Raw genomic sequence first — 23,146 nt, 5'->3', positions numbered from 1 at the left:
CACGCACTCAGACTAGCCTATGCCGCAGGTGCCCACAATGCTTTTCCAACAGGCGATCATGTCGCCCGGGGGCTCAGTCGGGCTCGAAGGGCGGAACCAGCCCACCGAATCCGGCGGAGGCGCGCTTGCGGTAGAGGGTGTCGTCGTCGGGCGAGTTGGACTTGGTGTGCTTGAGGTGGTCCACCTCCATGAGCACGCAGTTGGGGTTGTAGGTCATGACCTCCTGGGCGCGTGCGATGGCCGAGAGCTCCACGTCGGCGAAGTGGCTCTTGTAGCCGGGGAAGAACAGGCAGGTGCGGTAGAGCGCGCGGGCCCAGGCGCGGCTGGCCAGCCCGAACACGGCCAGGTTGCCGTGGAAGCGGCCGTCGTTGAAGGCCAGCAGGCAGGCGCCGCTGTTTTCGAGGGTGAAGAGCGCGCACTTGAGCCAGCCGTCGCTGGGGAAGGCGTCCTCGGCCAGGTATCCGAAATATTTCGACTCGCTGCGGGCGAACAGGGCGTTGGCCACGCCCACGAACCCCATGCGCCTGTCGTCCTCCACCAGCACAAGCAGTCCGTCGGCCAGGGCGCGGCGCGTCAGCACCTCCCTGCTCAGCTCCGCAGCCCGGGGGTCGATGAAGGGCAGCACCAGCACGGCTTCATCGTGCTGGAAGCGCTGGCCGGGCTCCAGCTCGGAAAACTTGAGGCTGAGGGTCTGCAGCATGCGGGCCTCCAGGATGGGGAGTGCCAGGATAGCGCTTTTCCGGCTTTCCCGCCACCCGGGGGAAGGGGTTCACAAGCGGTTGCAAAAGGAGCACTATCGCCCCCTTCACACAAGGATGCCCATCATGTCCCAAAGACAGACAGGCCCGGGCCTCGCGGCCGCGGCCTTCTCCTTTCTCTGTTGGGGGATGCTCCCCCTGTACTGGCGGTTGCTGGACGGCGTTGCGGCCCTGGAAATCAGCTGCCACCGCGTGGTCTGGTCCGGCGCGCTCACCGGTTTGCTGCTCCTGGCCCTGGGCCGCGCGGGCGAGGTGCGCAAGGCGCTCTCCAGCCGGCGGGACCTGGGCCTGCTGGCCGTGAGCAGCGCCATGATCGGCGTGAACTGGGTGCTCTACATCTGGGCGGTGAACAACGGCCACGTGCTGGACGCCAGCCTGGGCTACTACTTGAACCCCCTGGTGAACGTGGTGCTGGGCATGGCCGTGTTCCGCGAGCGCCTGAACAGGCCACAATCCGTGGCCGTGGGGCTGGCGGCCTGCGGTGTGGCCGTGCAGTTCGTGGGCGCGGGCAGCCTGCCCTGGATCGCCCTGTCCCTGGCGGTGAGCTTCGGCATCTACGGCATGGTGCGCAAGCTCACGGCGGTGGAGTCCCTGCCGGGCCTGTTCGTGGAGACGGCCTGCCTGGGCCTGCCCGCCGCGGGCTACCTGTTCTGGCGGGCCGCGCAGGGCGTGGGCGGCATGGGCAGCGGCGGCCTGGCGCTGGATTTGCTGCTGGTGGGCGCGGGGGCCGTCACCACGCTGCCGCTGTTGACCTTCGCCTTCGGTGCGCGGCGCATCAGCCTGACCACCCTGGGCGTGCTGCAGTACATCGGGCCCACGGGCATGTTCGCGCTGGGCATTCTGGTCTACGGCGAGCCGCTGGGGCTGGCCAGGGCCGCCACCTTCGGCCTGATCTGGGCGGGCGTGGCGCTCTACACCGTGGACGGGGCCATGCGCCTGCGCGGGCTCGCGAGGCGGGCGGACGCAAACAGCTGACGGAGGACACATGCAGGACCTGGATTTTCGCGTGGACGAGACGCTCTGCGTGCGCTGCGGCGAATGCGCGCAGGATTGCCCCGCGTCGGTGATCCTTCTGGACGACCTGCCGCGCCTGACCAACCCTCAGGGCTGCATCCGCTGCCAGCACTGCCTGGCCGTGTGCCCCACCGGGGCGCTCTCCATCCTGGGCCGGAACCCCGAGGACAGCGAGCCACTGGAGGGGGGCATCCCGGACTTCCGCAGCCTGGCCGTGCTGGTCAAGGGCAGGCGCTCCGTGCGCCGCTACCAGCTCCGCGACCTGGACCCGGCTTTGGTGCGCTCCCTGCTGGACGCCGCCTGCCACGCGCCCACCGGGGTCAACTCCCAGGGCGTGCTCTTCACGCTGGTGCCGGGCCTGGAGGCCATGCGGGGGGTGCGCGCGCAGGTGCTGGACGCCCTGGAGCGGCTCAAGCGGGAGGGGAGGTTGCCCGAAGGCTACATGGGGCGGGTGCTGGGCTGGGCCGTGAAGGTCTGGCGGGAGCAGGGCCGCGACGCCGTGTTCCGGGACGCACCGCACCTGCTGGTGGCCAGCGCGCCCGAGAGCGTCCCCTCGCCCGTGGAGGACTGCCTGGCCGCTTTGACCACCTTCGAGCTGTTGGCCTGCTCCGCCGGGGTGGGCACCCTCTGGAACGGCATGGTCATGGCGGCCCTGAAGCTCTGCCCCGAACTCCGGGATCGCCTGGGCATCCCGCGGGATCACCGCCTCGGCTACGCCATGACCTTCGGGCTCCCGGACGTGGCCTACCGCCGCACCGTGCAACGCGGCCCGGCCCGGGTGAACGTGGTGTCCTAGCAGCCTGTTGAAAAATCCCTGCTGACATCGTTGCTCAATAATAGCCAAACCCTCGCGTAGGAGAGCTGCGCGTCGGGCTTGGCTTTTTTCTTGCGCCTTGCCAGCAGGTTTTTTGAACAGGCTGCGAGAATCGGCTTTTCAACGGACAGCAAGGCCGGAAAGCTCAGGACTCGCCAGCCTCGGCCATGGCGCAGACCAGGGCGAACTCCCCTTGGCTCACCGGCATGACCGAGAGGCGCGAGCCCCGGCGCAACAGCTCCATCCCGGCCAGCCCGGGCGCGGCCCGCATGGCCCCCAAGGGCACCGGGCGTGGGAATATCCGTTCCAGGCGCACGTCCACGGCGTACCACTGGGGTTTCTCAGGTGGGGATTTGGGGTCGTAGTGCCGGTCTTCGGGGTCCCAGGCGGTGGGGTCGGGGTAGGGCTCCCGCACCACGCGCACCACGCCCACGGCCGAGGGGTCGGTCACGCTGTGGTAGAAGATGGCCAGGTCGCCCGGGGCCATGCCGTCGCGGATGAAGTTGCGGGCCTGGTAGTTGCGCACCCCGGTCCAGGAGGTGGTCTGGTCCTCCTCCTGGGAGAGGTTCGCGATGGAGTAGCAGCCGGGCTCGGTTTTCAGCAGCCAGTGTCTGGGCATGCGGCGTCCTTGGAGTGCCGGGCGTTCAGCGCCGGCCAGCGGAGAGCAGGCCCATGACCTCCTCCAGCACGGCCGGGTTGGGCCGCGCGGTGAGGAACTTGCCTTGGCGCTCGGTCTCCACCAGCCCGGCGTTCACCAGCTCCTTGAGGTGGTGGGAAATGGTCGGGGCCCCGATGTTGAGCCTGGCCATGATGTCGGAGACGCAGCATTCGCACCCGGCCTGGAAGTCCCTCCGTTCGCCCCGGACGATGGCCAGATAGATCTCCAGCCGGTTGGGGTGGGAGAGGGCCTTGAGCACCTTGGCTGCCTGCTGCGTGTTCATGCACGGACCTGCTTGTGAAATTCGATAAGCGTCAAATCGAAAATGCACCGCCGTGGGCGGGCTTGTCAAGCGCGAGGCCTGGCCGCAGGAGGGCGGACCCTCCCTGCGGCCAGGCTGCCGTGGTGGTCTACTCGTTGGCCGCGTCGATGAGCTTCCTGTCCGGCGTGAAGATGATGCGCTTCTTGCCGCCGCCGTCCGATTCGGAGCGCCACTCGCCGATGCCCTCCAGATAGGCCGTGTCCTTGTTTTTCATGGCGTTGGTGATGACGGAGCCCACGATGGTGATCACTTCGGCCGCGTCCTCGTCGGTCTTGATGCATTGCGACATGGCGTCCTTCAGAACGTTCGTGAAAGTCTTCAGATCAGCAGCCATGGGAACCTCCCTGCGGTTATCGGTGTGCCAGAGGGAAACGCAGCCTGTACGCCTGACGACGGTGGAAAAGTGCGAAACGGATGGGCGGCAGGGGGCGGGGCCGCCCCAGGGTCAGCCGCCTACGGGGCACTCCTTGGAGTGGCGGCAGTAGCTGTGCACGAACTGGCGCAGCTCAGCGGCGAAGGCCGTGCATTCTTCGCCGCCCAGGCATTTGCGGACGTCCTCGTTGTCCAGGCACGAGCTCATGCTGTTCTGGCCCTTGCCCAGCCGGACCTCCCAGGAGTCCATTCGCGGGTCTTCGATAACCTCCAGGGTCACACCGTACTCGACGATCTCGGGGAACATGCTCCTGATTTTTGCTTCGATCGCCTTTGCGTCGACGTTCATGGCCTGCCTCCGTGTGGAACGGCACGGGTTGGGGGCCGCGCTCCCGGCGTGACGGTCGCGGCCCGTTTGCTGCGCCTTGCCTGGCCCGGCTCCGCTAGGGCCGCACGATATGCACGGGGACCTTGGACAGCTCCAGGATTTCCCTTGCCACGCGCCCCAGCCCCGTCTCCCCGCCCGGCCTGGCCCCCAGGCCATGGCCCCGGCTGGTCATGACGACCAGGTCGGCCTTCTCGGTGTCGATGGCTTTGAGGATCTCGGCCGCGGGCTCGCCCGAAACCAGGTGGATCTTGAGCCTTGGGCAGCCCTTCAGGGCCTCGCCGCAGATATGCTCCAGCTTGAGCTTGGCCTGCTCCACCTCCCAGCCCTGGAACTCCTGGATCATGTTCGGGCTGGGGTAGTTGCCGTAGGCCGGGAAATAGGAGCAGAGGTCCACGCTGACGTACATGACCACCACGAGGGCGCCGTATTTCTCGGCCAGGGAGAGAACGTGCCCCGACGCCTTGAGGGAGCCGGGAGAGAGGTCAGTGGGCCAGAGGATGGTGCGTACTTCCATGGTTCCCCCTCGAATTGGGTTGGAGTGGAGAGGAATACGACCCTGCCACACTAACGCGGGGGGAGAAAAATGCAAGGGCAATCAGCTGGAGCGGCGATTCCCCGCATTTGCGGGGTTCCCTTGCGAGCGCGGCCCTTGCGAGCGCGGCTGCCAAGCGTTACTCTATGACAAAGATTCTTTCAGGATACCCCATGCCCAAGCCTTCGCCTCTGGCTCCGGAAAAGCTCCGGGCCGTCTGCCCCCCTGAATCCATTCCCTGCGACGACAGCACCACGCTGCCGGAGGCCGAGGCCTCCGACGCGTCCTTCCAGCCGCGGGCCCTCTCGGCGCTGGAGCTGGGGCTCTCGCTCAGCGGGCGCGAATACAACATCTTCCTGGCCGGGGAGCCCTACCAGGGCCGCACCTATTTCCTCAAACGCTTCCTGACCCCGGTGGCGGCCAAGGCCCCCACGCCCCCGGACATCGTCTACGTGCACAACTTCGAGGACCAGGACCGCCCCGCCGCCCTGACCCTGCCCCCGGGCCAGGGGCGCAGGCTCAAGGCCGAGACGGCCAAGGCCGTGGCGGCCGTGCGCGACGAGATACCCATCCGCTTCGAGCAGGAGGGCCACCTGGCCAGGCGCCAGAGCCTCCAGCGCGACTTCCAGAGCGTGCGCGAGGAGCTGTTCTCCGAGATGGAGGAGCGCGCCGCCGAGCAGGGCTTCAACCTGGACGTGGACGAGCAGGGCGGCATGACCCTCTACCCCCTGCTTGAGGGCAAGGTGGTCAGCGACGAGGACTACGAGCGCATGGACCCGGATCTGCGCAAGTCCCTCAAGCAGCAGGGCGACGAGATCCTCTCCGACATGGGCGGCTACATGCGCACCCTGGCCGCCGAGGACCGCACCTACCGCGAGAACGAGAAGAAGCTCGACCAGCAGACCGTGGGCGAGGTGGTGGACTTCCACCTGGAGGCGCTGCTGGCCGAGTTCGCGGACCAGCCGGAGGTGCTGCGCTTCCTGCGCGGGGTGCGCCAGGACGTCATCGAGAACTACGAGGGATTCCTGGTCAAGGACGCCCCGCCCGTGCCCGTGCACCCCGGGCAGGACCAGGGCCTCACCGCCGACGGCCTCATCGCCCGCTACGAGGTCAACCTCTTCGTGGACAACTCCCGGCTGGAGGGCGCCCCCGTGGTCATCGAGGACCACCCCACCCACCACAACCTGCTGGGCTGCGTGGAGCGCGAATCCGACTTCGGAGCGCTCTACACCGACCACACCCTGATCAAGCCCGGGGCCATTCACCGCGCCCTGGGCGGCTTCCTGGTGCTGCGCATCGACGACCTGGCCCACGGGGCCCAGGCCTGGGAGGGCCTGCTGCGCGCGCTGCGCTCCGGCCTGTGCCGCATCGAGGACCCCGCCGACGGCGAGCAGGTGCGCACCCGCACCATCGAGCCGGAGCCGGTGCCGCTCACGGCCAAGGTGATCCTGGTGGGCACCGACGAGGCCTACGAGGTGCTGCTCTACGGCGACGAGCGCTTCCAGAAGCTCTTCAAGCTCAAGGCCCACCTGCAGGACCACATCCCCCGCACCCCGGCCAACGAGGCGGCGCTGCTCTCCATGCTGCGCCGCGTCATCGACGAGGGCGGGCTCAAGCCCTTCGACCGGGGGGCCCTGGCCGCCCTGGTGGAGCAGGCCTCCGCCCTCTGCGACGACCAGACCCGCCTGACCCTGCGCCTGCCGCTCCTGCGGGAGCTCATGTGCGAGGCCTCGGCCCTGGCGGGCATCCGCGGCAGGGACATGGTGGACGCCGGCGTGCTGCGCGCCGCCCGCGACGCCAGGCTGTTCCGCGCCAACCTCCTGGAGGAGGAGTTCCTGGCCGAGTACGACCGCGAGATGATCAAGGTCTCCACCTCGGGCAGCGCCGTGGGCCGGGCCAACGGGCTCTCGGTGCGCATGTACGGCGACTTCGCCTTCGGCCTGCCCCACCAGATCGCCTGCACCGTGGGCGTGGGTCACGGCGGCATCCTGGACCTGGAGCGCGAGGCCGAGCTGGGCGGGCCCATCCACACCAAGGGCATGATGATCCTCAAGAGCTACCTGGTGAGCCAGTTCGCGCAGGACAAGCCCGTGGTGCTCACCGGCAGCCTCTGCTTCGAGCAGAGCTACGCCGAGGTGGAGGGCGACTCCGCCTCCGGCGCGGAGCTGGCCGCGCTGCTCTCCGCGTTGTCGGGCGCGCCGCTGAACCTCTCCCTGGCCTTCACCGGCGCGGTGAGCTCCTCCGGGGCAATCATGGCCGTGGGCGGGGTGAACCAGAAGATCGAGGGCTTCTACGAGGTCTGCAAGCGCCGGGGCCTCACGGGTGGGCAGGGGGTGCTCATCCCGGCGGACAACGTGGTCAACCTGATGCTCAAGGAAGAGGTGCTGGAGGCCGTGCGCAACGGCCAGTTCAACATCTATCCGCTCGGAAGCATCGAGGAGGCCATCGAGCTGCTCTCCGGCATGCCCGCCGGGCAGCGCGGCCCGGACGGGCTGTTCCCCGAGGGGAGCCTGTTCCGCCTGGTGGACGAGAAGCTGGCCCGATTCGCCGCACTGGCCTCGCGCTGGTCCGGCGTGAACCGTCTGAACTGCGAGCCCTGAGCCATGTCAAAAGCCTGGATCACCGAAAAGCTGCCCGAGTTCGTGCGCGACATGCTGCGCGACCTCTGCCTCTCCGCCGACATCCTGGAGAGCCAGTTCGCCATCTTCGACCGCACCTCCCAGCTCTCCTTCGAGGTGCTGCACTCCCTGGTGGGCGAGGAGATGAACAAGGGCCTGCTCTGGCGCCTCAAGGACACCGCCCACCACCTGTTCCGCAACGACGGCAAGCAGCTCTTGGCCGGGCAGTTCCTGGACTGGTCCATCGGCTACATCTTCCACGAGACCATGAAGCTCAAGGAGGACGCCTACCAGCAGCAGAACTACGGCCCCTGGTTCCGCGAACTGATGGACCAGGAGCTCCCCGAGGAGGACCACGTCATCTCCCGCGAGCTGTTCCAGGTGGTGCTGCAGACCACCGAATCCATCCGCAGGGAGATCGCCCGCGTGCGCTTCTTCTTCGCGCGCTGCCGCAAGCTGCTGGGCGCCTACCTGGAGGACCAGGGCGAGAACCCGCTCCTGGGGCGCTTCTTGTTCGAGCAGAACGCCCTGGTGCGCAAGTTCTTCGGCTCCGACTTCGAGGACTTCACCCGCGCGGTGTACCGCAACCAGCCGGAGATGCTCTACGTCATGGCCGCCCAGAGCCTGCGCCAGGGCGGCTGGATGACCCACGCCGCCGAAGCCGCGGGCGCCGCCTACGAGCTTGCCCCCGCAAACCCGCGCGTGTTGCGGGAAAAGCAAATCGTTGATACTTGGATGGAGAGAATGAAGGCCTAGCAGCCTGTTGAAAAATCCTCACTGGCTGCGTTGCTTTAAAAAAGTCAAACCCTCGCGTATGCAGCATACGCTTCGGCCTTGACTTTTTCTTGCGCCTTGCCAGCGAGTTTTTTGAACAGGCCGCGACAACCTGCTTCATCGACGGTTCGGTGAAGCTACGTTGTCGGAAGGCCCGGCCCCTGCTCCCGGGGCCGCCTGCCCGCCGCGCCATCGCCCTCAAGGAGGAAGTCCCCGCCATGTCCCTGATGCATCTCAACCGTTCGCTCCACCGCCTGCAGAACAGGGAGAAGCCCGAGCTCTATCGGGAGCTGTTCCCCTACACCAAGGTCAGCCGCGTCAGCTTCGACGACACGATGGTCCTTCCCCGCCCCGCGGAGAAGATGTTCATCACGGACACCACCTTCCGCGACGGCCAGCAGGCCCGCCCGCCCTACACCGTGCGCCAGATCGCGCACATCTACGACCTGCTGCACAAGCTCGGGGGCCACTCCGGGCTGATCCGGGCCAGCGAATTCTTCCTCTACTCCGACAAGGACCGCCGGGCCGTGGAGGCCTGCCTCGCCAAGGACTACAAGTTCCCCGAGGTCACGGGCTGGATCAGGGCCAACAAGGCCGACCTCAAGCTGGTCAAGCAGCTGGGCCTCAAGGAGACGGGGATGCTCACCTCCGTCTCGGACTACCACGTCTATTTGAAGCTCGGGAAAGACCGCAAGGCCGCCATGGCCGACTACCTCTCCGTGGTGGACCAGGCCCTGGAGTGGGGCATCGTGCCGCGCTGCCACTTCGAGGACGTGACCCGCGCCGACATCTACGGCTTCTGCATCCCCTTCGCCCGCGCGCTCATGGCCCGCAGCAAGGATGCGGGCATGCCCGTGAAGATCCGCCTGTGCGACACCATGGGCTACGGCGTGCCCTATCCCTCGGCGTCCATCCCGCGCAGCGTGGCCAAGGTGGTGCGCGCCTTCACCGACGAGGCCGAGGTGCCCGGCGAATGGCTGGAGTGGCACGGCCACAACGACTTCCACAAGGTGCTCATCAACGCGGCCACGGCCTGGCTTTCGGGCTGCGCCGGCGCCAACTGCACCCTGCTGGGCTTCGGCGAGCGCACCGGCAACGCGCCGCTTGAGGCCATGATCATCGAGTACATCTCGCTCACCGGCGAGGACGACGCGGCCAACACCCAGGTGATCTCCGAGATCGTGCGCTACTTCGAGGACGAGCTGGACTACAACGTGCCCGCCAACTACCCCTTCGCCGGGCGCGACTTCAACGCCACCTCGGCGGGCATCCACGTGGACGGCCTGGCCAAGAACGAGGAAATCTACAACATCTTCGACACCCAGAAGATCCTGGGCCGCCCCGTGCCGATCATCATCACGGACAAGTCCGGCAAGGCGGGCGTGAGCTACTGGATCAACACCGAGCTGGAGCTGGACGAGGAACAGCGGGTGGACAAGCGCCACCCGGCCGTGGACAAGATCTACTCCCGCATCATGGAGGCCTACGAGGGCGGGCGCAACACCTCCTTCTCCAACCAGGAGATGAAGACCCTGGTGAAGCGCTACATGCCCGAGCTCTTCCCCTCCGAGTTCGACCACCTCAAGAAGCTGGCCCACACCATCGCCTCGCAGCTCATCCTCAAGCTCTCGGAGCAGCCCTGCATCAGCGAGCTGGAAGTGGCCCCGGCCACGGAGTGCATGGCCACCTTCCTCTCGGACTACCCCTTCATCCAGTTCATGTACCTGACCGACACCAGGGGCAAGCTGGTCACCTCCCACGTGGCCAACCCCGTGGACAGGCCCAAGTACGCCTCCATGACCGAAGGGGTGGACCAGTCCGACCGCGAGTGGTTCATCCAGCCCATGCAGAACGGCAAGCTGCACATCACGGACTTCTACCGCTCCACCTTCACGGGCAAGCTCTGCCTCACAGTGTCCGTGCCCGTGGCCAACGAGCGCGACGAGATAACCGGCGTGCTCGGCGCGGACATCCGCTTCGAGGAGCTGCTCAAGCGCCACAGCGACCTGGAAGATGCCGAGACCCTGGGCCAAGCTGACTGAGAGCCCCTTTACCCTGCCGCTTACACTCATGGCGGTCATCCTGGCCGTCTCGGCGGCCGGGTTCTGGTGGTTTGAGACAGGCACGCAGGCCGAACCCGTAGGCTTCTTCGAGGGGCTGTGGTGGGCCATGGTGACGCTGTTCACCGTGGGCTACGGCGACTTCGCCCCCAAGACCGTGCCTGGGAGGCTCCTGGGCATGGGGGTCATGGCATCGGGCATCGGGCTTGTCTCGGTGTTGACCGGCACCATGGCCTCGGCCATGGTGGAGCGGCAGACGTTGAAACGGCGGGGGTTGCTGCGTTTGGACAAGCAAGGACACATCCTCATCCTGGGCTGGAACGGCCACGGGCGCATGCTCGTGGAGCACCTGCGCCGCCTGTCCGATCTGGCCGGAGCGCCCGTGGTGCTGGCCTGCGACATGGACCCGGCCGCCTTCGAGCAGGAGGCCGAGGCCATGAGCCTGGGGCCCGACCTCTCCTTCGTGCGCGGCAACCCGGCGCACAGGTCAGTTCTGGAGCGGGCCAACCCGGCCAAGGCCCGGGTGGCCTACATCCTGGCGTCGGACCACATCCCCGGGGAGGAGGCCGACAACCTGAGCGTGCTCACCGCCCTGACCCTGCGCTCCCTGGCCCCTGACCTGACCGTCTACGCCGAGGCCATGCACGACCAGAGCCGCGACCACCTCCTCCGCGCGGGCGTGACCAAGGCCCTCGGCCGGGAGGAGCTCACCGGGCGGACCCTGGCCTTCATGGCCGCCCACCCCGTGATGCACGACGTGCTGCGCGCCCTGTTGGGCGGGATGCCTGGCTTGGGCAAGGGCGGCAACTTCCGTTACCGGGCCATGAGCGCGGCTGAGAAGAAGTCCTCCTGGGCGGAGCTGGTGCGCCAGAGCCTCGAAGCCAGCGGGCAGCTGCCCCTGGGCGTGTGCCGCCTGCCCCGCGAGCTGCGGCTCTCCGACGTGCTGGACGCCTCTGAAGGGCTGGACCGTTTCGTCATGGAGCTGATCAAGACCTCGGGCCAGAGCGACAGCCTGGGCCAGCAAGGCTCCGAGGTGGTGCTCAACCCCGGGCCGGAGCTGCCCCTGGAGAGCTTCGACGGCATCGTCTACCTGGAGCGCAGGCCCTGATGGACGTACGCTGGAAAGACATCGGCTTGCTGCGCGGCCTTGACGAGGACGCCCTGGCCAAGGTGCGCCCCATCTTCGAGCCGCGCCAGGTCGGGGCCGGCACCCGCGTGATCGTGGAGAACGAGCCCGGGGAGGAGATGTTCGTGCTGGTCCAGGGGCGGGTGCGTATCGTCAAGTCCATGCTACTGCCCGTTGACGCCGCCGCCCTGGGCGGCCTGGACCCGACCAAGGTGCTGGCCACCCTCACCGGGGAGGCGCTGCCCTTCTTCGGGGAGATGGGCCTGATCTCCGACAACCCGCGCTCCGCCACAGTGGAGACGCTGGAGCCCTCGACCTTCCTGGTCACGGACAGGGCCCGGCTCTTCGATCTGGTGCGCCGCGAGCCCGAGCTGGGCTGCCGCCTGCTCACCGCTCTGGCCGCGCGCATGGCCGACCTTGTGCGCTCCGGCAACCAGCAGGTCATGAAGCTGACCACCGCCCTGGCCTTGGTGCTCTCCGGCAAGAAATGAGCGAGACCCCCGCCGCGCCCGGGGCCGAGGAGCCCAGCCTGACCCACCGCGACATCGCCGCGGCCCTGGGGATCACGGTGACCACGGTCAAGAGCTACCGCCACAAGTTCCCTGAGTTCTTCACCGGGGCGTCGGGCACCCGGCCCATCCGCTTTCCGGCCCAGGCCGGGCAGGTCTGCGCGCGCATCCAGGCCCTGTTCAAGCGAGGTTATGCGGTGGAGCAGGTGCGGGAGCGCCTGGCCCTGGAGTTTTCCGCCCAGGAGTTCTCTGGGCAGCAGGCCCAACCCGCGCCGCCCACCGGCAGCGCGGAGATTCCCCTTTCCCCCCCGGACCCCCTGGCCCGCATCGAGGGCCTGCTGGAGGGGCTGTTCTCCATCCAGAACCGCACGCACTCCCTGCTGGCCGACCTGCTGTCCAGGCTGGACACCGTGGCCGACGCCCTGGCGGCCCAATCCCAGCCGAAGCCTTCCGCCCAAGAAAAGCCCGCGCCCAAGCCCGCGATCAAGCCCGCCCCGAAACCAAGCGCCGTGAGCACGGCCATCCGGCCCCCGGCGGATTTCCTGGCCCTGCCCGTGGTGGTGCTCTCGGCCGACGGCGAATACCTGGGCGTCACCAGCAAGGGCGGCAAGGCCTTCTCCCTGGCGCAGTTCGAGGAGTTCCTCATCACCCGGGCCAAGGGTCTGGGCGCGGTGGAGCCCCTCTGGCGCGGTGCCGGGCAGGAGTGGGTGCTCGGCTTGCGCAGCGGCGGCCAGTCCCACGACCATCATTTCATCCGGGCCGTGACGCCCAAGGGCAACGCCGTGTCCCGGTTCTCGGCCCTGTCCGTGGGCGGGCGCACCGTGTCCGACGCGGCCCTGCAGACGTTTCTGCGCCAGGTGAAGGAGTCGTTGGTCCAATGAACGGCGCATACGACCAACCGCGCCTCCGGCGCATGCGCTGCGAGGAGCTGGCGGAGCGCGCTGCGCTGGGGCTGGAATCCATGCGCGAGGCCCTGGATGCGGGGCGCATGGAGGATGCCGCCCGCCTGGCCCGCGAGGCCGACCTCCGCCTGCGGGAACTGGCCGCCCTGACCCTGCTGCCCGAGGCGGCGGCCGGGCTGGAGCCTGGCTGGTCCGATCCGGGTTCGCTTCAGGCGTTCAGGCGCGCGGGCCTGGAGGCCCTGGAGCGGCTGCGGGAGCGCTACGCGGCCCTCTGCGCCGGGCCCTGGCAGGACGCTGGGGACATCCTGGGGCGCGACGCGGCCCGCAGGCTCGCCTTGCGGACGCTCTGCGCGCTGCTGGCGGCCGCCGCGATCTTCGGGGGATGGTGGAGATGGCAGGAGGCGCGCAGCGCCCGGCTGGCCGCAGGGTTGGACGCCGCCAGGGCGGAGACGGCCCTTGAGGCAGCGCGCCTCATCGGCCGGGCCTGGACCCAGGTCGCCAGGTTCGCTGGGAAAGCTCCGGAAGGGGTGCCCAAACTCAAGGATTTCGAGGCCTGCACGGGTGCGGACCTGCGCGGCTTAGCCCCTGACGCCCCCTGCAGGCAGGCCTGGAAGACGGCCAGCGGGCAGCTTTTCCTCGGGGCCGTGCCGCCGCCCGGCAACGCGGATGCCGCCCCGTCCGAGGTCCAGAGCGACCCCTGGGGCTCTCCCTACGTGCTCGCCGTCGATCCGCAGGGCAGGGGGCGGGTGGTTTCCCCGGGGCCGGACGGCCGCCTGGGCACCCTGGACGACATCTCCGAGCCTCTGCCCTAAAAGTCCTTCACGTCCTCTCTGTCACTTCCTTTCCGGCACCGAAAGCCGCGCCCGGCTGTAGGCCGCTGCGTCCGTGGCGGCGGCCAGCAGCACCGGTCCTGCCGCTCCCGAGGCGATCTCGCGCAGCATCGCGTCGCCCTGCAGGGGGGCGGGCTGGGTCCAGTCCATGGTCACGAGCATCACGGCCTGCATGACCTGCCGCCCCTGCGGGTCGTCCCGTCCGAAATGGTATTCCAGTACGTAACACAGATTCGCCCCGGCCTTGGCCAGGGCGGCCCTGTCCTGCGTGGTGAAGGTGCGGCCCTGGATCGTCCTGCCCACCAGGGCGTCCAGGTTGAAGATGCCTGTGGCCCGCGCCAGCGTGCCACCGTCAGGCTGGGGCGTGGCCGACCAAGTCACCCGGGTGAAAAGCGGGCAGGCACCGAGGAGTTCCCCCAGGGTCTGGGCGGGGGCCACGGGGTGCCGCTGTTCCTTGAGGCGCGCCACGCCGTCGCGCCCGCAGCCGCCCAGGAGAAGGGCGGGCAGCAGGGCGGCCAGCAACATAACTGTGATACGAATCGTATACAAAATGAAAACGTCAATTAGTCAGGGCTGTTGAACGTCCCGCAGTTCTCGCAGGAGAAGCCGTAGAAGCGCGCCTCCCCGTCCACCACCTCGATCTCCACATGGTTCATGTGGCCGCACTTCTCGCACTGGATCATGGCGATGCCGGTCTTGGGATTGTAGAGGCATTCCTCGCCGCGGATGACGACGGTGTCTGTGAAGCCTTCCATGTCCGACCTCCTCTGGGTTTGAACCAGGATAGCCGAGCACGGAGGTTGTTGGCAACGGCTAGAAGATGGCGCGCCAGAGGGCCACGAAGCACAAGCCCGCCAGCACGGGGCCGAAGAAGCCCTTGGTGCGCCAGGCAAGCAGGCAGGTCAGGGCGGAGGCCCAGAGGAAGGCGTTGTCCAGGCTCAGGTGCAGCGCGCCTTTCTCGAGCAGGACGGACTGGGCCAGCAACGCGCCCAGCACCGCCGGGGGCACCACGGAGAGAAAGCGGCGCAGGACCTCGGGCATGGGGCGCGAAGCGAAGAACAGCGCCGGGACAACGCGCGGCAGGTAGGTCACCGCGGCCATGCCCAGGATGGTCAGGAGGATCGTTTGCTGGTCCATGGCGTGAAGGCCGCGGTGGCGGCGGCGATGACGGCTCCGGCCAGGGTGGCGTAGGCCGAGGCGTCGGTCTGGGAGATGATCAGGGCCAGGGAGCCGCCCAGGGCCGCGGCCAGGATGTGCGCGGGGCTCAGCAGCTGGCCCACCAGCAGCACCGCGAACATGGCGGGCAGGGCGTAGTCGAGCCCCAGGGGCTTCACGTCGGGCACGAAGCCCCCAGCCACGGCCCCGGCGATGCCGCCCACGATCCAGCCCGTATGCGCCAGCAGGTTGATGGCCAGGGTCTTGCGGGCGCTCAGTTGCCTGTTGTGGAAGCGCGTGGCGTGCAGGGCGAAGGTCTCGTCGGTCATCTCGAAGCAGAACCGGGCGATGCGCCGCACGGGCCAGCTGGCCAGGAACGGCGAGAGCGCGGCGGAGAAGAGCACGTGGCGCAGGTTCACGATGAAGGCCGTGGCTATCACGCTGGAGGCCGGGGCGCCCGCGCCGATCATGTCCACGGCGATGAGCTGGGCCGAGCCCGCGTAGACCAGGATGGACATGAGCCCCGTGTTGGCCAGGGAGAGCCCGGCCTTCACCGCCAGCACGCCGTAGGCGAAGCCCACGGGCAGGTAGCCCATGACGATGGGCAGGGCCTGCGAGAGGGCGGAGGGCTCGGCCCGCTGGGCGGTATGGTCGTCGTTCGCGTGCTGCATAGGGGGGATTTGGCTACTCCTCGCTGGAGCCCAGGTCAAGGCCCGCAACCTGGCCGGGGCCCGGGTCAAGGCCTCCGGGCTGTCGGCTGGCGGTTTGGGGCCGATTGCGGTAGCCTGGCGCATGCGCGCGACCGAAAACACCCGTTCCATCGTCACCACCTGCACCCGGGACTGCCCCAGTTGCTGCGGCCTGCTGGCCGTGGTGGAGGAGGGCCGCCTCACGGCCATCAAGGGCAATCCGGCCCATCCGCTGAACAAGGGCGGCTGCTGCGGCAAGATGAAAGCCTACGTGCGCCGGGTCTACAGCCCGGAGCGCGTCACCAGCCCCATGCTGCGCAGGGGCGGCGCCTGGCGGGCCATCGGCTGGGGCGAGGCCCTGGACCTCTGGGCGGAGAAGATCAAGGCCTTCGTGGCCGAGTCCGGGCCGGAGTCCATCCTGCACTATCAGGGCTACGGAGAGCGCACGGCCCTCACCGTGCTCAACGAGCGTTTCTTCGCCCACCTGGGCGGGGTCACGGGCCTGGCGGGCACGCTCTGCTCGGGCACGGCCTACGCGGCCATGGCGCAGGATTTCGGCGTGCGCGTCTCCCACGACCCGCTGGATCATCTGAACGCCCGCACCATCATCCTCTGGGGCCGCAACCCTGCGGTCACCCAGTTCAACATGACCCGTATCCTGGGCGAGGCCCGCAAGCGCGGCGCGACGGTCTGGCTGGTGGACCCGGCCGCCACCGAGAGTCTGGCCCTGTGCTCGCGGCACATCCAGCCCAGGCCCGGGGCGGACGTCCACCTGGCCCTGGGCGCGGCCCGCTCCGCCCTGGAGAACGGCTGGGTGGACCAGTCCTTCGTGTCGGAACGGGCCACGGGCTTCGACGCCTTCCGGCGCATCGCCCTGGAGGCCACCGTGGAGGAGCGCGCCGCCCTGGCCGGCGTGTCCCCCGCGGACGTGCGCTCCCTGGCCCAGGCCATGTGGCTGGGCAAGCCAACCGCCATCCTGCTGGGCTGGGGCATGCACCGCCACGCGGACGCCCACCTGGGGGTGCGGGCCATCGACGCGCTCTCGGCCATGACCGGCAACGTGGGCCTGCCAGGCGGCGGCGTGAGCCAGGGCTTCGAGGAGTACGGCCCCTACGACCAGTCCGCCTGGGGCCACGAGTTGCACCCGCCCCGGCGCAGGCTGCTCATGGCGCGCATCGGCCGGGAGATCCTGGGCGCCAAGGACCCTCCCATCCGCATGATCGTCACCAGCGCGGCCAACCCCGTGTGCATGGCCCCGGACAGCGACACCGTGGCCGAGGCCTTCTCCAGCCGGGAGTTCACCGTGCACCTGGGCCACTTCCTGGACGACACCGCCCGCCTGGCGGACCTCTTCCTGCCCTGCGCCACCTTCCTGGAGGAGGACGACGTGGTGGCGGCCTACGGGCACAACTTCCTGGGCCCGGTGAACAAGGCCGTGGAGCCCGTTGGGGAGTGCCGCCCCCAGTTCGACATATACCAGGACCTGGCCGGGCGCTTCCCCTTCGCCGGGGAGTATGTGCGCCCCAGGGACGAATGGCTGCGCGCGCTCTGCGAGCCCTTCATCGGCAAGGGCTTCACCCTGGAGCAGCTCAGGCGCGGACCCCTGCGCGACCCGGACGCGCCCATGGCCCCCTGGGCCGAAGGGCCGTTCGCCACGGCGGACGGCAGGTTCCACTTCCTGGGTCAGGCCCCCTCCCGCTCCATGCCGGCCCCGGCCCTGCCCCTGTGGCTTCTGACCATCGGCAGCGCGGAGCACCTCTGCTCCGAGCTGACCCTGGCCGAGCACGCCACCCTGCCCACGGCGCGCATCCACCCGGACACCGGGGCCGCACTGGGGCTGGCCCACGGCTCGCCCGCGCTCCTGCAAAACGCCCAGGCCAGCGTGACGGTGCTGGTGGAGTTCGACGCGGCACAACGCCGCGACGTCTGCCTGTGCGCGCGGGGCGGCTGGCTGGCGGCCGGGCACGGCCTGAACCGGCTGGCCGCGGCCCGGGCCAGCGCCCTCGGCTCGGGCACCCCCTACTACGAGACGCGGGTCACCCTGCTCCCGCTGCCGTCCGGCGCGGCCCAGGGGCATCCGGTTGACAGGGAATCCTCCCGGAACTAGCCTCCTCCGGTTTTCCACAGCAATAACGCCCACGGAGGCTCCGTTTTATGCTCCCCATCCCGGTTACTGTCCTCACCGGCTATCTCGGCGCGGGAAAGACCACGCTGCTCAACCGCATCCTCACCCAGGAGCACGGCAAACGCTATGCCGTGATCGTCAACGAATTCGGTGAGGTAGGCATCGACAACGAGCTCGTGGCCCACAGCGACGAGGAAATCTTCGAGATGAACAACGGCTGCATCTGCTGCACCGTGCGCGGCGACCTGATCCGCATGGTGGGCGGGCTGATCCGCCGCAAGGGCCACCTCGACGGCGTGATTATCGAGACCACGGGCCTGGCTGACCCCGCCCCGGTCATCCAGACCTTCTTCCTGGATCAGGAGACCAAGGAGCGCACCGCGCTGGACGCCGTGGTGGCCGTGGTGGACGCCCGCCACTTCCAGGGGCAGCTGGAACGCAGCGCCGAGGCCCGCGAGCAGGTGATCTTCGCCGACGCCGTGATCCTCAACAAGTGCGACCTGGTGGACGAGGCCGGGCTGGAGGAGGCCCGGGCGCGCATCCGTGAGCTCAACCCCTCGGTGGAGATCATCCCGGCCACGCGTTGCGACGTGCCCCTGGAGAAGGTCATGGGGCGGCGCTCCTTCGACCTGCTGCGCCTGCTGGACATCGAGCCCGAGCTGCTGGACGAGGGCGCGCACGAGCACAGCCACGGGCACGTGCAGTCCGTCTCCCTGGTCTCGGACAAGGCCGTGGACTTCGAACGCTTCAAGAAATGGATCGGCGAGTTCCTCAACGCCCAAGGGCAGAACGTCTACCGCTGCAAGGGAATCCTGCATCTGCCGGGCGAACGGCAGCGGCTGGTGTTCCAGGGGGTGCACATGCTCATGGAGATGGGTTTCGGGATGCCCTGGAAAGAGGGCGAGCCGCGCAGCAGCAAGGCCGTGTTCATCGGCCGTGGCCTGGACAGCCTGGCCCTGCAGATCGCCTTCCGCGACTGCCTGGTGACGTCATGACCGCCGCCAGGGAGCTGGGCTCCGGCATCCTGGAGTGGAGCCTGGGGGCCTTCCCCGAGCGGGCCGCCTTCAGCGCCGACAGCGCGGAGATGGCCTTCGCCCTGGGCGACGGGCGCATCGCGGTCATGGGCGTGGAGGGGCAGGATGCGCGCTTCTTCGCGCCGCACGAGGGGGGCTCCTGCATGTCCCTGGCGGCGCACCCCAAGGGCGGCTGGCTGAGCGGCGGCGACGACGGCAGGCTGGTCTACACCTCGCCCGAGGGCGAATGCACCATGGTGCATGAAGTCCCGGGGCACTGGCTGGAGGTCATGGCCGCAAGCCAGGACGGCGGCACCCTGGCCGTGGCCGCCGGGCGCACGGTGCTGGTGTTCGACCTGTCCTTGGGCTCCATGACCGAGTACGGCCCGCACCAGGGCAACGTCTCCGGGCTGGCCTTCAGCCCGGCCGGGGGCATCCTGGCGGCCACCCACGTGGGCGGCGTCTCCTTGTGGGACCTGGACGAGCCATCCGAACCGATCTTTCTGGAATTGCGCGGCCTGAACCTGGCCCCGGCCTTCTCCCCGGACGGCAACTTCCTGGCCTGCGGGCACCAGGAGAACGCCATCCACGTGGTGGACCTGGCCTCGCGCAAGGTGTTCCAACTGGGCGGCCTGCCCGCCAAGCCCGGCCAGCTGGCCTGGTCCCTGGACGGGCGCTACCTGATGCACACCGGCACCCGGGCCGTTGTCTGCTGGCCCGTGCCTGATTGCTTCAACCAGCACCCGGAGCCCGTGGCCTTCGCCGTGCAGGAGGAGGCCCGCATGACCGCCCTGGCCGCCAACACGCGCATCCCCTTCGCTGCCGCCGGTTTCGGCGACGGCACGGTGCTCCTGGCGGAGCTCAAGCGCTTCACCGCCTTCCCGCTGGGCCTGGACCCGGGCTTCCCCGTCTCCTGCCTGTGCTGGAGCGGGGCCGGGCTGCACCTGGCCTGCGGCATGGAGGACGGCCGGGCCGCCCTGCTGGATCTGGGCAAAATGCTCTCGGAGGGCTGAGAATGATGAGGATTTCCTTTGGCGCACGGCTGCTCGGAGCCTGCCTCATGGTGCTGCTGGCCACCGCCGCCCTGGCGGCCGAGTTCGACGCGGTGAAAACCCGCCTGACGGCCGACGGCATCCCCGCGGCGCAGGTCAAGGCGGCGTTCTCCAGGCCGGACGTGCGCTTCAGCGTGGACCCCATGGGCAAGAAGCTCCTGGAGATGTACACCTCCAAGTTCGGCTCCGACGTGGTGCGCGAACTCCAGAAGCGCTTCACCGAGCTGGGCTATTTCAGCGGGCCCGCCAACGGGCGGCCGGACTACCTGTTCCGCAGCGGCGTGCGGGCCTTCCAGCGTGAGCACGGCCTGCCCGTGGACGGCCGCTACAGCCTGGACATGCTCACCCTGGCCGTGCAGGAGCAGGCCAAGGCCCCGCGGCAGGTGCAGGACGACCTGAAGGCCCTGGCCGCCAGCGGCCCGCCGCAGATGTACGAGGCCATCATCACCCCCGAGCGCCTGGGCGAGGCCAAGGAGTTCTACCTGGCCAACAAGGCCGTTCTGGACGAGGTGCGTCAGCGCTACGGCGTGCCGCCCGAGGCCACCGTGGGCCTGCTCACCGTGGAGACGCGCGCGGGCAAGTTCCTGGGCGACAACCTGGCCCTGAACAACCTGGCCAGCATGGCGGCCAGTTCCAAGGCTTCGACCGTGATGAGCGTGTTCGCGGGCGAGAAGGTGACCCCGGAGCGCATGGCCTGGCTGGACTCAAAGGCAGCCGAAAAGGCCGCCTGGGCCTATAACGAGCTCAAGGCCCTGTTCACCTACGGGGAGCGCAACAAGCTCGACATCGCTGCCATGCCCGGCTCCATCTACGGGGCCATCGGGGTGAGCCAGTTCATGCCCACGAGCCTGCTGCGTTTCGGCATGGACGGCGACGGGGACGGTGTGGTGGACATCTTCAACGTGCGCGACGCCGTGAACTCCATGGGCAACTACCTGCGGGCCCACGGCTTCACCGGCAACCTCGACGACGAGGCCACGCTGCGCGAGTCCCTTTTCCGGTACAACCACTCCGAAACCTACGTGAACACGATCATGGCCGTGGCCCATTACCTCAAGGGGGGGCAGGCTTTGCCGTAGCCCCTTTCCCCGTGCTGACGGCGGGCCTGCTTCGTTTCACGCGATACGGTGCGCCCGTCTCGGGAAACAGCTCCGTAAGTATTGTGTAGCGCCGGGCATGCGGCTATAATAGGTGTTGCATAATTTCATCCTTTAACGGTCGGAGTTGGCGCGGGCGGATGGCATGAGCAAGTGGATTCCCCTGGAGGAGCTCAAGCCTGGCATGTTTGTCAGCTCCTTCGACCTTTCCTGGTTCCGCCACCCCTTCGTTTCCTCGCGTCTTGGCGTCATCAGGGACCAGCGGCTCATCGACGAGCTGCAGCGCCTTGGGGTGCGCCATGTGCAGATCGACCCGGCGCTCGGCAGCAAAGTCGGCGGCACGGCCGGCGGGGCCTCCCAGTCTCCGCCCGACGCCTTCGAGCACACCACCGAAGGCTTTGGCCCGCCGCCCCGCTTCGACAGCCCGCAACTGAGGAGCGAAGCGCCGGCAGCCGCTCCGGGCCTGCCTCCGGTGCCGCCCCCGACCGATCCGGCGCGGACCGCCCGGTTCGCCCGCAAGCTCTTCGACCACGCCATGCGCTCCACTCGCAAGCTCACGCGCGGGGTGGTCGGGGGTGAGCAGCTGGACGTGGACGAACTCAAGGCCCTCGTGGGGCATCTTATCGCCTCCGTGCACACCAACGAGGACGTGCTGCACAACCTGCTGCAGCTCAAAGCCTTCGACGACTACACCTACACCCACTCCGTGAACCTGGCCGCCCTGGGCGTCCTGCTGGGCGAGGCCATGCAGCTGGACCGCAAGGCCCTGGAGATCGTGGGCCTGGCGGGCATCCTGCATGATGTGGGCAAATGCCTCGTGCCCAAGGAGCTCATCGCCAAACCGGACAAGCTCACCCAGGAAGAGTTCGAGGTGGTCAAGCAACACAGCCGCCTGGGCCATGATCACCTCAAAGCCCAGAAAGGGGTCGACCCCCTGGTGCTGCGCGCCACCCTGGAGCACCACGAGCGCATGGACGGCAGCGGCTATCCTCGCGGCCTGACCGGCGGCGCCATCCATCCCCACAGCTACCTTGTGAGCATCGTGGACGTGTACGACGCCATAACCTCCGAGCGGGTGTACAGCGGGCGGGTCTCGGGCCACACGGCCATCCGCGCGCTCTTCAACATGAGGGACAAGGCCTTCCCCAGGGACATGGTGGACATGTTCATCAAGCGCATGGGCGTGTTTCCGGCCAACAGCGTGGTGCAGCTGCGCAACGGCTGCTACGCCGTGGTCTCGCGCCAGATCGAGGGGAGCCCGCTGCACCCCGAGGTGATCGTCATCTGCGACGCGAACCGGGTCCCCGTGCCCAGGCGCAGGGTCAACACGCGCAGGCTCTGCGAGGAGATGGGCCGCAAGGAATTCGAGATAGAGCGCAACGTGGAGCCGGAGGAGATGACCTGCCCCTTCCTGACGCAGGGCGGCGCCTAGAATCCTCGGGCCTTCCGGCGGCTCAGCAGGCGTTTTCTTCCGTTACGCGGTCCTTCCCCGTGCGCTTGGACTCGTACATGGCCATGTCGGCCTTGTGCAGGATGGCCTCCAGTGAGGCGCTGTGGTCCTGGCAGGAGATCGCCCCCACGCTGCAGGTCAAGGCCCAGCCGTTCTGGCGCATGGCCTTGATGACCATGTCGTGGATCTTGGTCGCTACCTTCCTGGTCTCCTCAGGCCCGATCTCGGGCAGGAGCACCGCGAACTCGTCTCCCCCCAGCCTGGCTACGAGATCGATGGCGCGCACGTTGTTCACGATGGTCTCCGCGATGACCCGCAGGGCCCTGTCACCCGTGAGGTGGCCGTGAGCGTCGTTGAGGGCCTTGAAATTGTCGGCGTCCACGATGAGCAGGTTGAGGGGTTTGTCGAAGCGTCTGCACCGCTCCAGCTCCAGGGTGGCCATCTCGTAGAAGCATTTGCGGTTGGCTATCCCGGTGAGTTCGTCGGTGCGGCTGGCCTGGCTCTCCTCAACGTAGGATTCGTGCAGCGCCCTCACCAGCCAGGCGAAACAGAAGAAAATGAGGAAACTGATGAACAGGTTGGCATAAAAGCCAAGCCAGGAGGTGAATACCACCCCCGTGAGGACGTCGGTGGTGGTTCTCGCGACGGAACTGGCCAGGCTCACCAACAGCCCGCCCCTCAGGCCGGTGGATACGGCCGCCACGAAAACAGGCAGCAGATAGAGGCCGGCGAGGTTGATTCCGAATGTTGTCAGCCAGTCGAGGTATGCCACGGCGCCGAGCAACAGGACGCACAACAGCACGCTCCGGCATTTGCCCAGCTGGGGCAGCTTGACCAGTATGATCTCTCGGAGCAGCCGTTTCGTCCGCGTTGGCATGTCCGGGGGCT

25 protein-coding genes are annotated in these 23,146 nt (G+C 68.3%); 14 read left to right on the top strand and 11 right to left on the bottom strand.

Going from position 1 to position 23,146, the window contains the following annotated elements; all coding sequences use genetic code 11:
- Positions 1-73: 73 nt before the first annotated feature.
- Positions 74-700, bottom strand: a complete 627-nt coding sequence (locus MLE18_RS16650; RefSeq protein ID WP_243439929.1) for a hypothetical protein — start codon at positions 698-700, stop codon at positions 74-76.
- Between the two features lie 124 nt (positions 701-824).
- Between MLE18_RS16650 and rarD the strand changes: the two genes are divergently transcribed.
- Positions 825-1,733: an EamA family transporter RarD gene (gene rarD, locus MLE18_RS16645; RefSeq protein ID WP_243439928.1), complete on the top strand. Its 909-nt coding sequence runs from the start codon at positions 825-827 to the stop codon at positions 1,731-1,733.
- A gap of 10 nt (positions 1,734-1,743) precedes the next feature.
- Positions 1,744-2,568 (top strand): nitroreductase family protein, encoded by an 825-nt coding sequence (locus MLE18_RS16640; protein ID WP_243439927.1) that lies wholly within the window; start codon positions 1,744-1,746, stop codon positions 2,566-2,568.
- A 163-nt stretch (positions 2,569-2,731) separates the two neighbouring features.
- Here MLE18_RS16640 and MLE18_RS16635 read toward each other — a convergent pair whose 3' ends face one another.
- The 5 genes from MLE18_RS16635 to MLE18_RS16615 all read right to left on the bottom strand — a co-directional run bounded on the left by MLE18_RS16635 (position 2,732) and on the right by MLE18_RS16615 (position 4,840).
- Positions 2,732-3,205, bottom strand: a complete 474-nt coding sequence (locus MLE18_RS16635) for an EVE domain-containing protein (protein WP_243439926.1) — start codon at positions 3,203-3,205, stop codon at positions 2,732-2,734.
- A gap of 25 nt (positions 3,206-3,230) precedes the next feature.
- Complete coding sequence (locus MLE18_RS16630; protein ID WP_243439925.1) at positions 3,231-3,527, bottom strand: ArsR/SmtB family transcription factor; 297 nt, start codon at positions 3,525-3,527, stop codon at positions 3,231-3,233.
- Between the two features lie 127 nt (positions 3,528-3,654).
- Positions 3,655-3,900 (bottom strand): hypothetical protein, encoded by a 246-nt coding sequence (locus MLE18_RS16625; protein ID WP_243439924.1) that lies wholly within the window; start codon positions 3,898-3,900, stop codon positions 3,655-3,657.
- 111 nt (positions 3,901-4,011) lie between these two features.
- Entirely contained in the window at positions 4,012-4,287 is a 276-nt protein-coding gene (locus MLE18_RS16620) for a hypothetical protein (protein ID WP_243439923.1), read from the bottom strand.
- A 94-nt stretch (positions 4,288-4,381) separates the two neighbouring features.
- Positions 4,382-4,840 (bottom strand): universal stress protein, encoded by a 459-nt coding sequence (locus MLE18_RS16615; RefSeq protein ID WP_243439922.1) that lies wholly within the window; start codon positions 4,838-4,840, stop codon positions 4,382-4,384.
- Positions 4,841-5,031: 191 nt separating this feature from the next.
- Between MLE18_RS16615 and MLE18_RS16610 the strand changes: the two genes are divergently transcribed.
- The 7 genes from MLE18_RS16610 to MLE18_RS16580 all read left to right on the top strand — a co-directional run bounded on the left by MLE18_RS16610 (position 5,032) and on the right by MLE18_RS16580 (position 13,659).
- Complete coding sequence (locus MLE18_RS16610) at positions 5,032-7,458, top strand: Lon protease family protein (RefSeq protein ID WP_243439921.1); 2,427 nt, start codon at positions 5,032-5,034, stop codon at positions 7,456-7,458.
- Positions 7,459-7,461: 3 nt separating this feature from the next.
- Positions 7,462-8,232, top strand: a complete 771-nt coding sequence (locus tag MLE18_RS16605; RefSeq protein ID WP_243439920.1) for a hypothetical protein — start codon at positions 7,462-7,464, stop codon at positions 8,230-8,232.
- Between the two features lie 236 nt (positions 8,233-8,468).
- Positions 8,469-10,292 carry a triose-phosphate isomerase gene (locus MLE18_RS16600; RefSeq protein WP_243439919.1) on the top strand — a complete coding sequence of 608 codons (1,824 nt, stop codon included), beginning with the start codon at positions 8,469-8,471 and terminating at the stop codon, positions 10,290-10,292.
- Positions 10,264-11,418: a potassium channel family protein gene (locus MLE18_RS16595; protein WP_243439918.1), complete on the top strand. Its 1,155-nt coding sequence runs from the start codon at positions 10,264-10,266 to the stop codon at positions 11,416-11,418. The genes MLE18_RS16600 and MLE18_RS16595 overlap by 29 nt, the downstream gene beginning before the upstream one ends.
- On the top strand, positions 11,418-11,927 hold the full coding sequence (locus MLE18_RS16590; RefSeq protein ID WP_243439917.1) for a cyclic nucleotide-binding domain-containing protein: 510 nt from the start codon (positions 11,418-11,420) through the stop codon (positions 11,925-11,927). Before MLE18_RS16595 ends, MLE18_RS16590 begins: the two co-directional genes overlap by 1 nt.
- Positions 11,924-12,826: a hypothetical protein gene (locus MLE18_RS16585; RefSeq protein WP_243439916.1), complete on the top strand. Its 903-nt coding sequence runs from the start codon at positions 11,924-11,926 to the stop codon at positions 12,824-12,826. Before MLE18_RS16590 ends, MLE18_RS16585 begins: the two co-directional genes overlap by 4 nt.
- Positions 12,823-13,659 carry a hypothetical protein gene (locus MLE18_RS16580; protein ID WP_243439915.1) on the top strand — a complete coding sequence of 279 codons (837 nt, stop codon included), beginning with the start codon at positions 12,823-12,825 and terminating at the stop codon, positions 13,657-13,659. Before MLE18_RS16585 ends, MLE18_RS16580 begins: the two co-directional genes overlap by 4 nt.
- Positions 13,660-13,680: 21 nt before the next feature.
- On the opposite strand, the gene MLE18_RS16575 is transcribed toward MLE18_RS16580, so the two are convergent.
- From MLE18_RS16575 to MLE18_RS16560, 4 genes are read right to left on the bottom strand one after another with little or no spacing between them, the layout of a single operon-like run.
- Positions 13,681-14,202 (bottom strand): hypothetical protein, encoded by a 522-nt coding sequence (locus tag MLE18_RS16575; RefSeq protein ID WP_243439914.1) that lies wholly within the window; start codon positions 14,200-14,202, stop codon positions 13,681-13,683.
- A gap of 38 nt (positions 14,203-14,240) precedes the next feature.
- Positions 14,241-14,432: a hypothetical protein gene (locus MLE18_RS16570; protein ID WP_243439913.1), complete on the bottom strand. Its 192-nt coding sequence runs from the start codon at positions 14,430-14,432 to the stop codon at positions 14,241-14,243.
- A 58-nt stretch (positions 14,433-14,490) separates the two neighbouring features.
- A complete protein-coding gene (locus MLE18_RS16565; RefSeq protein WP_243439912.1) occupies positions 14,491-14,814 on the bottom strand; it encodes an AzlD domain-containing protein in 324 nt (107 codons plus the stop codon).
- Entirely contained in the window at positions 14,790-15,503 is a 714-nt protein-coding gene (locus tag MLE18_RS16560) for an AzlC family ABC transporter permease (protein WP_243439911.1), read from the bottom strand. Before MLE18_RS16560 ends, MLE18_RS16565 begins: the two co-directional genes overlap by 25 nt.
- A gap of 121 nt (positions 15,504-15,624) precedes the next feature.
- On the opposite strand from MLE18_RS16560, the gene MLE18_RS16555 reads away from it, so the two are divergent.
- The 5 genes from MLE18_RS16555 (at position 15,625) to MLE18_RS16535 (ending at position 22,240) form a co-directional block, all read left to right on the top strand.
- Positions 15,625-17,628, top strand: coding sequence for a molybdopterin-dependent oxidoreductase (locus tag MLE18_RS16555; RefSeq protein WP_243439910.1), 2,004 nt, complete (start codon positions 15,625-15,627; stop codon positions 17,626-17,628).
- Positions 17,629-17,675: 47 nt separating this feature from the next.
- Positions 17,676-18,641: a CobW family GTP-binding protein gene (locus tag MLE18_RS16550; RefSeq protein WP_243439909.1), complete on the top strand. Its 966-nt coding sequence runs from the start codon at positions 17,676-17,678 to the stop codon at positions 18,639-18,641.
- The gene (locus MLE18_RS16545) at positions 18,638-19,672 is read left to right on the top strand and encodes a WD40 repeat domain-containing protein (RefSeq protein WP_243439908.1); all 1,035 of its coding nucleotides are present in this window, start codon (positions 18,638-18,640) and stop codon (positions 19,670-19,672) included. The genes MLE18_RS16550 and MLE18_RS16545 overlap by 4 nt, the downstream gene beginning before the upstream one ends.
- A 2-nt stretch (positions 19,673-19,674) precedes the next feature.
- Positions 19,675-20,790 carry a lytic murein transglycosylase gene (locus tag MLE18_RS16540; RefSeq protein ID WP_243439907.1) on the top strand — a complete coding sequence of 372 codons (1,116 nt, stop codon included), beginning with the start codon at positions 19,675-19,677 and terminating at the stop codon, positions 20,788-20,790.
- A 163-nt stretch (positions 20,791-20,953) separates the two neighbouring features.
- On the top strand, positions 20,954-22,240 hold the full coding sequence (locus MLE18_RS16535; RefSeq protein ID WP_243439906.1) for a cyclic di-GMP phosphodiesterase: 1,287 nt from the start codon (positions 20,954-20,956) through the stop codon (positions 22,238-22,240).
- A 22-nt stretch (positions 22,241-22,262) separates the two neighbouring features.
- On the opposite strand, the gene MLE18_RS16530 is transcribed toward MLE18_RS16535, so the two are convergent.
- A complete protein-coding gene (locus MLE18_RS16530) occupies positions 22,263-23,135 on the bottom strand; it encodes a diguanylate cyclase (protein WP_243439905.1) in 873 nt (290 codons plus the stop codon).
- Positions 23,136-23,146: the final 11 nt, after the last annotated feature.

The sequence above is a fragment of the Fundidesulfovibrio soli genome, from assembly GCF_022808695.1.
GTDB classification, from domain to species: Bacteria; Desulfobacterota; Desulfovibrionia; order Desulfovibrionales; family Desulfovibrionaceae; genus Fundidesulfovibrio; species Fundidesulfovibrio soli.
Note: the sequence above shows the minus strand (reverse complement) of the source record. Positions and strands in the feature narration are given on the sequence as shown.

Coding starts and splice junctions, on each gene's coding strand:
- MLE18_RS16650 (WP_243439929.1), bottom strand. CDS start 700: ATGCTGCAGACCCTCAGCCTCAAGTTTTCCGAGCTGGAGCCCGGCCAG.
- rarD (WP_243439928.1), top strand. CDS start 825: ATGTCCCAAAGACAGACAGGCCCGGGCCTCGCGGCCGCGGCCTTCTCC.
- MLE18_RS16640 (WP_243439927.1), top strand. CDS start 1,744: ATGCAGGACCTGGATTTTCGCGTGGACGAGACGCTCTGCGTGCGCTGC.
- MLE18_RS16635 (WP_243439926.1), bottom strand. CDS start 3,205: ATGCCCAGACACTGGCTGCTGAAAACCGAGCCCGGCTGCTACTCCATC.
- MLE18_RS16630 (WP_243439925.1), bottom strand. CDS start 3,527: ATGAACACGCAGCAGGCAGCCAAGGTGCTCAAGGCCCTCTCCCACCCC.
- MLE18_RS16625 (WP_243439924.1), bottom strand. CDS start 3,900: ATGGCTGCTGATCTGAAGACTTTCACGAACGTTCTGAAGGACGCCATG.
- MLE18_RS16620 (WP_243439923.1), bottom strand. CDS start 4,287: ATGAACGTCGACGCAAAGGCGATCGAAGCAAAAATCAGGAGCATGTTC.
- MLE18_RS16615 (WP_243439922.1), bottom strand. CDS start 4,840: ATGGAAGTACGCACCATCCTCTGGCCCACTGACCTCTCTCCCGGCTCC.
- MLE18_RS16610 (WP_243439921.1), top strand. CDS start 5,032: ATGCCCAAGCCTTCGCCTCTGGCTCCGGAAAAGCTCCGGGCCGTCTGC.
- MLE18_RS16605 (WP_243439920.1), top strand. CDS start 7,462: ATGTCAAAAGCCTGGATCACCGAAAAGCTGCCCGAGTTCGTGCGCGAC.
- MLE18_RS16600 (WP_243439919.1), top strand. CDS start 8,469: ATGTCCCTGATGCATCTCAACCGTTCGCTCCACCGCCTGCAGAACAGG.
- MLE18_RS16595 (WP_243439918.1), top strand. CDS start 10,264: ATGCCGAGACCCTGGGCCAAGCTGACTGAGAGCCCCTTTACCCTGCCG.
- MLE18_RS16590 (WP_243439917.1), top strand. CDS start 11,418: ATGGACGTACGCTGGAAAGACATCGGCTTGCTGCGCGGCCTTGACGAG.
- MLE18_RS16585 (WP_243439916.1), top strand. CDS start 11,924: ATGAGCGAGACCCCCGCCGCGCCCGGGGCCGAGGAGCCCAGCCTGACC.
- MLE18_RS16580 (WP_243439915.1), top strand. CDS start 12,823: ATGAACGGCGCATACGACCAACCGCGCCTCCGGCGCATGCGCTGCGAG.
- MLE18_RS16575 (WP_243439914.1), bottom strand. CDS start 14,202: ATGTTGCTGGCCGCCCTGCTGCCCGCCCTTCTCCTGGGCGGCTGCGGG.
- MLE18_RS16570 (WP_243439913.1), bottom strand. CDS start 14,432: ATGGAAGGCTTCACAGACACCGTCGTCATCCGCGGCGAGGAATGCCTC.
- MLE18_RS16565 (WP_243439912.1), bottom strand. CDS start 14,814: ATGGACCAGCAAACGATCCTCCTGACCATCCTGGGCATGGCCGCGGTG.
- MLE18_RS16560 (WP_243439911.1), bottom strand. CDS start 15,503: ATGCAGCACGCGAACGACGACCATACCGCCCAGCGGGCCGAGCCCTCC.
- MLE18_RS16555 (WP_243439910.1), top strand. CDS start 15,625: ATGCGCGCGACCGAAAACACCCGTTCCATCGTCACCACCTGCACCCGG.
- MLE18_RS16550 (WP_243439909.1), top strand. CDS start 17,676: ATGCTCCCCATCCCGGTTACTGTCCTCACCGGCTATCTCGGCGCGGGA.
- MLE18_RS16545 (WP_243439908.1), top strand. CDS start 18,638: ATGACCGCCGCCAGGGAGCTGGGCTCCGGCATCCTGGAGTGGAGCCTG.
- MLE18_RS16540 (WP_243439907.1), top strand. CDS start 19,675: ATGATGAGGATTTCCTTTGGCGCACGGCTGCTCGGAGCCTGCCTCATG.
- MLE18_RS16535 (WP_243439906.1), top strand. CDS start 20,954: ATGAGCAAGTGGATTCCCCTGGAGGAGCTCAAGCCTGGCATGTTTGTC.
- MLE18_RS16530 (WP_243439905.1), bottom strand. CDS start 23,135: ATGCCAACGCGGACGAAACGGCTGCTCCGAGAGATCATACTGGTCAAG.